4 protein-coding genes are annotated in these 6,590 nt (G+C 42.6%); 1 reads left to right on the top strand and 3 read right to left on the bottom strand.

Annotation, left to right across the window (positions count from 1 at the left end; genetic code table 11):
• Nucleotides 1-54: 54 nt before the first annotated feature.
• Both PN499_RS02415 and PN499_RS02410 read right to left on the bottom strand, forming a co-directional pair.
• Entirely contained in the window at nt 55-2,565 is a 2,511-nt protein-coding gene (locus tag PN499_RS02415) for a CHASE2 domain-containing protein (protein WP_272030087.1), read from the bottom strand.
• Nucleotides 2,566-2,829: 264 nt separating this feature from the next.
• Entirely contained in the window at nt 2,830-3,579 is a 750-nt protein-coding gene (locus PN499_RS02410) for a DUF928 domain-containing protein (protein WP_272030086.1), read from the bottom strand.
• A gap of 802 nt (nt 3,580-4,381) precedes the next feature.
• Between PN499_RS02410 and arr the strand changes: the two genes are divergently transcribed.
• The gene (gene arr / locus PN499_RS02405) at nt 4,382-4,798 is read left to right on the top strand and encodes an NAD(+)--rifampin ADP-ribosyltransferase (RefSeq protein WP_275994295.1); all 417 of its coding nucleotides are present in this window, start codon (nt 4,382-4,384) and stop codon (nt 4,796-4,798) included.
• 383 nt (nt 4,799-5,181) lie between these two features.
• Here arr and PN499_RS02400 read toward each other — a convergent pair.
• Nucleotides 5,182-6,590: IS1634 family transposase (locus tag PN499_RS02400; RefSeq protein WP_272030084.1), on the bottom strand; the 1,409-nt coding region annotated here is incomplete at its 5' end.

Below are 6,590 nucleotides of genomic sequence, written 5' to 3'. Positions count from 1 at the left end.
CCCTCTGGGCGGTATGTCACCGCCCAGAGGGCGGCGTTACACCGGGAGTTCAACTCAAACTTGACAGCGTTCTAGATAAATTTTAGCTGCCTTATCCAGTGGGTTAATTAATAAACACGCTTTAAAAAGTTGGGCGGATTTAGTAAAATTCCCATTCATATAGAGAAACAAAGCTTCCTCAAAAATTGACTTAGTAGCTAACTTAGCCTCTCGCATTTCCGGCTCATCTGCATCAAACACTTCATAAACAGCCACCATTTTTGACTTACCTTTAACTTGGACTCTATCAATAAATCGGATCGAATAATCCTCATAATTTTGCAAGCGCAAAAAAGTGTGATGGCTGATTAACAACGACACCCCATAATTTTTTGTTAATCCTTCCATCCGCGAAGCTAAATTCACCGAATCGCTAATTACCGTGCTGTTCATGCGGTTTTCTCCGCCGACAGTACCCAACATCAAAGAACCTGTATTAATTCCTACCCCAATTTGTAGCGATGGCCTGCCTGGCCGGCCTCTAGTTTGATTGTATTCAGCCAGCTCTTTAAGCATAGTAATAGCAGCTTTCACAGCATCATCGGCTTCGCCGCTAAATAATGCCATAATTGCATCGCCAATATATTTATCAATAAATCCATTGTTAGCAGTAATTGCAGGTTCCATGCGCTTCAAATAGGCATTAATAAATTTAAAATTATCTTCAGGAGTCATGCTTTCACTCATGGTTGTAAAGTCACGAATGTCTGAAAATAAAATTGACATTTCTAACTTTACTTGATCGCCTAATTTTGCGTCAATAATACTTTCATATCCAAGTAAAGCTAGAAATTCATGGGGTACGAAGCGGCCATAGGCATCGGTGAGCTCTAGTTCAGCATCTAGGGATTTTTCTAAATCTTGATTGAGTTCAGATAGTTCTTCTAGTAAGCTTTCTCTTTCCGCTTCCGCTTTTTTGCGTTCCGTAATGTCAGTAAAAGTTGCGATCGCATAAGCAATATTACCGAATTCATCATAAACAGGAGTTGCCCGACATTCTATCGGAATCATTTGACCATTAGCCGCGCGAATTTCCAAATTATCTACCATTTTTTTCTCCCCTTTCAAGGCCCGCACGATGGGTAATTTTTGATTGGGATAGAGTTCATTTGTACCCGCTGCATAAATTTGATAAACTTTTGCTAATTCCTGAGCTGTGGCGGAAGCTGCAATTTTTTTTCCCACTAATTCTTGAATTTTATTGTTAGTGTAATAAGTGTTGCCATCAGCATCAATTACTGCTACTCCCACAGGTACAGCTTCCAAGAATTGAGCTAGTCTTTTTTCGCTTTCGCGGTGCAATCTGCGGCTGTGTTCAACTGCAATAGCAACAGCAGAACCAGTTACACCCAGTAGCGGGGGAATCGCAGGTATCCACCAACTTCCTAGAAATGCTACATAGCTGACAGTAACGAGACTGCTTCCTGTGCCTAAAATGGATGCCACTAGGAGCGTTCCTTTCGCTAAAGTATTGTTTCTAAAACGCTTTGATTCTAGCAGCCGCCAACTCCAACCAGCACTCGCTGAAGACCAAATTAAAACCCAGAAAACTTCTAGTAAATGCGGCCAAACTTTAATTAAAGGTCGTCCTTCTATGGCGGCGCTCAAAATTTGGCTAATTATATTGGCATGAATGACTACTCCGGGAGTCCGCTTGGGACTACCGCCGGAAGTTTTGCTGTAAGGAGTTAATAGTAAATCGTTGAGGCTGGGTGCAGTTGCACCAATTAAAACAATGCGATCGCGCATTAAATTAGGAGGAATTTTTCCCTCTAAAACCTGTGTCATCGAGATGGTGGGAAAACTTTCCTGGGGCCCGCGAAAGTTGAGAAAAATCTGGTAGCCGCCAGAATTAGCTCTGACATAGCCGCCGTCATTGCCTGTAAAAGGTATGAATACTGCTTTGCCTAATCCTAAGTGCATTTTAGTAGCATCAATCATCTCTAGAGAAATGCCTTCTTTCTCTAAATACATCAAGGCAATTTTTGTGCCTAAACCTAATTTTGTTTGGCCATCTTCGGTGCTAACAGAGAGTAAAGCTCGCCGTACTTTACCGTCGGTATCTAATACTAAATCGGCGATACCTACTCGATCTAATTCGCTCAATGCTGGCGGTGGTGGAACTGCATCTCCAACAACTTTTTCTACGCCAATAAAATTTGGGGTGGTTTTGAATACTTGTACTAATTCTTGGTGGCCAGGCTGTACTGGTAAGTTGCGGTAAAAATCTAAGCCAATAGCTCTAGGTTGCTGGGTTTTGATATTTTTAATTAATTTAGCTAGGACGGCATCAGATATGGGCCATTTGCCAATGCGAGTGATATCTGATTCGTCAACCGTGACAATAACTATACGCTGGTCAACAGTTTCTAGGGGACGCAAGCGAAAATATTGATCGAGGGTAACTAATTCGATTAGCTGCAAGAGTCCCGCATATTTGGCAGCCATGACTAAGAATGCCACGCTAGGAGCCGCAATCAGAACTGAACGCCATTTCCAAATTCGCTTTTTGAGCTGTGGCCACATCTGCGATTAGCATCCAGATTTGATAGGAGAATCTGGGTTGCTAGCATGATTTTAGTTGAGCAACCACAATTTGGGGAAATAAAGGGGGGGAGTTTTGAGTTTGCTTCGTTCCTTGCGATACTTCGCGTTGCATAAGTTCTGAGTTTTGAGCTTGAGTCAATTTCATGAGGCAAAGGCGCGATGGGTTGCTAGGTAGGAAGTACTCCCCCCAAACTCTTCTTTACTATCTTCCGCATTAGCCTTCCGCCTTCTGCCTTTTTTTTATTACAGGAGTGGCTTAGTGGCGATCGCATCTAGCCCAACTGATGTTAACAATTGTGTCCAAGTCGCCTCTATGGAGGAATCGTTGGGTTCTAATCGCCTCAGTTCGGCTACTGTAGCCAGAGTATCGTACCAAATGCCACCATTGCCATACAAAGCAGCACGCTCTAAAGGTGTGGCTTTTTCTAGCTGGCTGGTTAAGGTGGGATTAAGCTGCGATCGCATAATTGTCCCTTCTACCGCTGGGCTATCGGGTCTGAGTGCATTACCGCACATAATCACAAAAGACCACTTATAATTTTTGCCCGTTTCTAAGGCTGGTGCGCTATCCGGGAGGCTGACGCTGACAATTCCCGCTTTGCCACTAATTGGTATAGTCGTTTGGTAGTGGCTATTTTTGTTCTCACCTTCCAGACTAAAAAATACCTTTCGCGCTGAAGTTTCAGGGACGTAAACAAAGAAAGTTGGACGTTCCGCCACCGTTAACGCTTGATAATTCGCCGGCGTTAAGGGTGTAGCCGAGGGGCCACCATTGGCGGTGTCTTGAACGCACTGGGCGCTGCTGCGGGAGGCTCCCCCTGCGGAGTTGTCAGGTTTCCCTGCACCGGGAGGGCTGAAGGTGACGCTGACTTTGGAAGCCTGGGGTCGAGTTTGAGCTTGTACTTGGGCTGGCAAAGCGTTAGCGAACAAGACCTCTACGCAGAGCGCGATCGCAAACAGCTTCAGATGTTTCAAAGATTTGTGCTTAATCATGATGAGGAAATGTTGTTTATTTGACAGAACTTACCAACTAATTAACGTAATCCCTCCCTCTAGGCGGTGACTTTACCGCTCAGAAGGCGGCGCTACAAATAGATTTACGTAAGTCCTAGTTGAGGTGTTCCAAGTCGAGAGGTCGCACCCTAGTATATTCATAATAAAGCCTCACTCCTAGTATATTTATAAAGCTTTTGTAAATCAACCCTAAGATATATTTTATTACAAAGTGACATAGAAACCCTGCAACTGTCTCCCAGAGAAGAAAAGTCACTGCTGGTTTTAACTTCCCAATCAGGGAGAGCTTACAGATTAAAAGCTGAAACTCCTATCCCTCAACCCCCTTAAAAAGGGAGATTATAAAGTTTTATAGCAGAAGGCATAAGGCAACATTTACAGGACTTACGCAACTGACATAACTAATACAAGGGTTTTGATGGGCGGCAGAACACAGTGCGATAGTTTTGAACAGTTAAAGTGAAATAAAAGTAAATAAAATCAATTAAAATAGTTCCTCAAATAGGCGAGCTATTATCAATTAATCTTGAAAGCCTTATCTATTGGTTAGTTTGTGCTGATTATATTGGTATTGGCGATCGCAGACCAGATCTAGTTGTTCGTTTTGGATATAGCCCTGAAACGCCGCGATCGTTAGAAGCAGATATTACATTATCTGGTGTCGGAAGTGTGGACGCAAAGAATTTACATTCTGTATTACACTCGATCTCAAAGCCCAAGAAGTGAATTTTTCTGGTTGTTTCCGCAGAATGATGGTCACGATATAGATGACGAGATAAACATGAGCAATCCAGCAGCACCATCGATACCCTCCGACACCAGCTCACGCCGCTTCTATCATGGCACCAGAGCGAACCTGAAGCCTGGGGATCTGATTCAACCCGGCTATCCCTCCAACTATACTGAGCGGAGGTCGCCCTGGGTCTACTTCAGCGAGACCCTGCACGCGGCTATTTGGGGAGCGGAGCTGGCAAAGGGCGAAGATCCATGCCGAATCTACCTGGTGGAACCGGTCGGCTCGTTTATGGATGACCCCAATCTGACGGACAAGAAGTATCCAGGTAATCCTACGAAGTCCTATCGCTCCCGAGAGCCTCTGCGGGTTGTGGGCGAATACCTGGATTGGCAGGGACACTCTCTGGAGGAAATCCAGGCAATGAAGGACGGCATCGCGGGTCTGGAGCCTATCGACGACTGATATGCTTTCCGCGTGGGTATACAAGTCAGGGAATAGACATTATTACGAGCGGGTCTAGCATTCTCAAGTCAATAGGTGAGATCCAAGGGGCGAGCCGCCTAACAACCCACATTCCGCAGATGTGGCTTGGATTTTTTTATCAGTTGTGAAAGCTTGGAGCCAATATGCTTTCGGGTTGAACTTATGCGGTTTTAGCGGTACAGGAGTCTGTCAAATTTACCTAGATTAAGTAAGTGGAAATAATTGACTTTTTCTAATATATTCATGTCGCTATTTTATCACTTCAACTCATCTTTTTAACCAGGTCAACTCATGCCAATAGCAAATTGTCTTGACTCATAAATGAGGATTATTTACAAATATTTATACCTTAATACCAATCATCATCCACTTGAAAATATTAAATAGTATTGACAGCAATACTGTCCTAAATGCTTTAATACAACTTGACGGTCTTGGGTTAAATTGCTGACTTGCTTCTCTCCATTTATGGTCACTAAATGCACCGCCTGAAACATCTGAAATATCCATCGCATTGTCGGCTTATTGGTTAATTTCTTTACCTGATTTTTTACCCCTTCATTGGTAGCTTCTAATTGTTGTCTCAATTTCCTTTGAGCTAGGTTATACACTAACAAGCACAGTCCCATGATCATTCCAATTGCTTCCACTCGCTCCGGCTTTTTCACAAATACGCTTGACGTAAAAAATAACGGATCTTTGATAAATCTAAATCCTCTCTCGTTACTTTGCTGCGCTTTGTATTCCGATAATACCTGTTCATTACTCACTGTTTTAGTATCTAAGATGTTCGTGGCTAATATAAATCTCCCGGCTTTGACTCTTTCCGCTTCTATCACTGAGAGTCGGGTTTCTATTTTACCTGTAACTTGATAAACTGTTGTCTTGGTCTGGCTCTCTATTTTCGGCTTAATTGTCGTTTTTTTGACTGGCTTTTCTCGGTATTCACTTTCTGCAATCTGGTGATATTTCCAAGATTCTGATAACCTTCTTATTGCCATCTCTGCATCGGCAATACAAGCAAACTCTTGTCTGAATAGCTTACGCAATGAGGCTTTAGCTAATTCTAACTGTTTCTCTACTTGCTCGGATATTTTTTTTATGGCTGCTTGTTTTCTGATTTCACTCTCTATCACTAGCCATCTTTGCTTGATGTTAGCATAATCACTTGATATCGCTGCTATTTTATACCCCTTTATTTGATTTGGCTCCCAGGCATTATCTTCTATATCCCAGATTTTATTTTGAGCTTCTTTGATACTTAATGGCACTCTGGTTATCCATTTCATTCCTGCCATCGCTGACAAATTAGGAGCTGTGTATAAGGCACTATCTGCTACACATATACCGTCAAATGTCCACTGATTTTTAAATTCTTTCAGTCTCTCTACAAATACACTTTTATCGTCGGCGTTTCCGTCATCTATTTTTAGATACAATGGTACGTCTCCATCCCCGCTTACGATTGTATCTATGATAAATTGTTTGAGGTCTGGTCTTCTATCTCGTGAGTATCCATGTACGATTTTTATGGCTTTCATTTCTGATTCTTTCTCGGAACATTTTGCTTCATTTCCTTGGCTTTTTTCCTGAAGGCTTTTGTATTCTCCTTCTACTGATATTGAACTGCTGTCTAGGTGAACGCTTTTCGTTTCTACTTGAAATTTCATCGCTGCTTTTAGAGCAATTGCTGTGAATAATTTTGTCGTCCCAGCTTGATAATATTTGTCTAATGCTCTTCCTATCCTGTCATCGTTTAATTGTTCAGGTG

Origin of the sequence: Kamptonema animale CS-326 (genome assembly GCF_028330895.1) — a bacterium.
GTDB classification, from domain to species: Bacteria; Cyanobacteriota; Cyanobacteriia; order Cyanobacteriales; family Microcoleaceae; genus Kamptonema; species Kamptonema formosum.
Note: the sequence above shows the minus strand (reverse complement) of the source record. Positions and strands in the feature narration are given on the sequence as shown.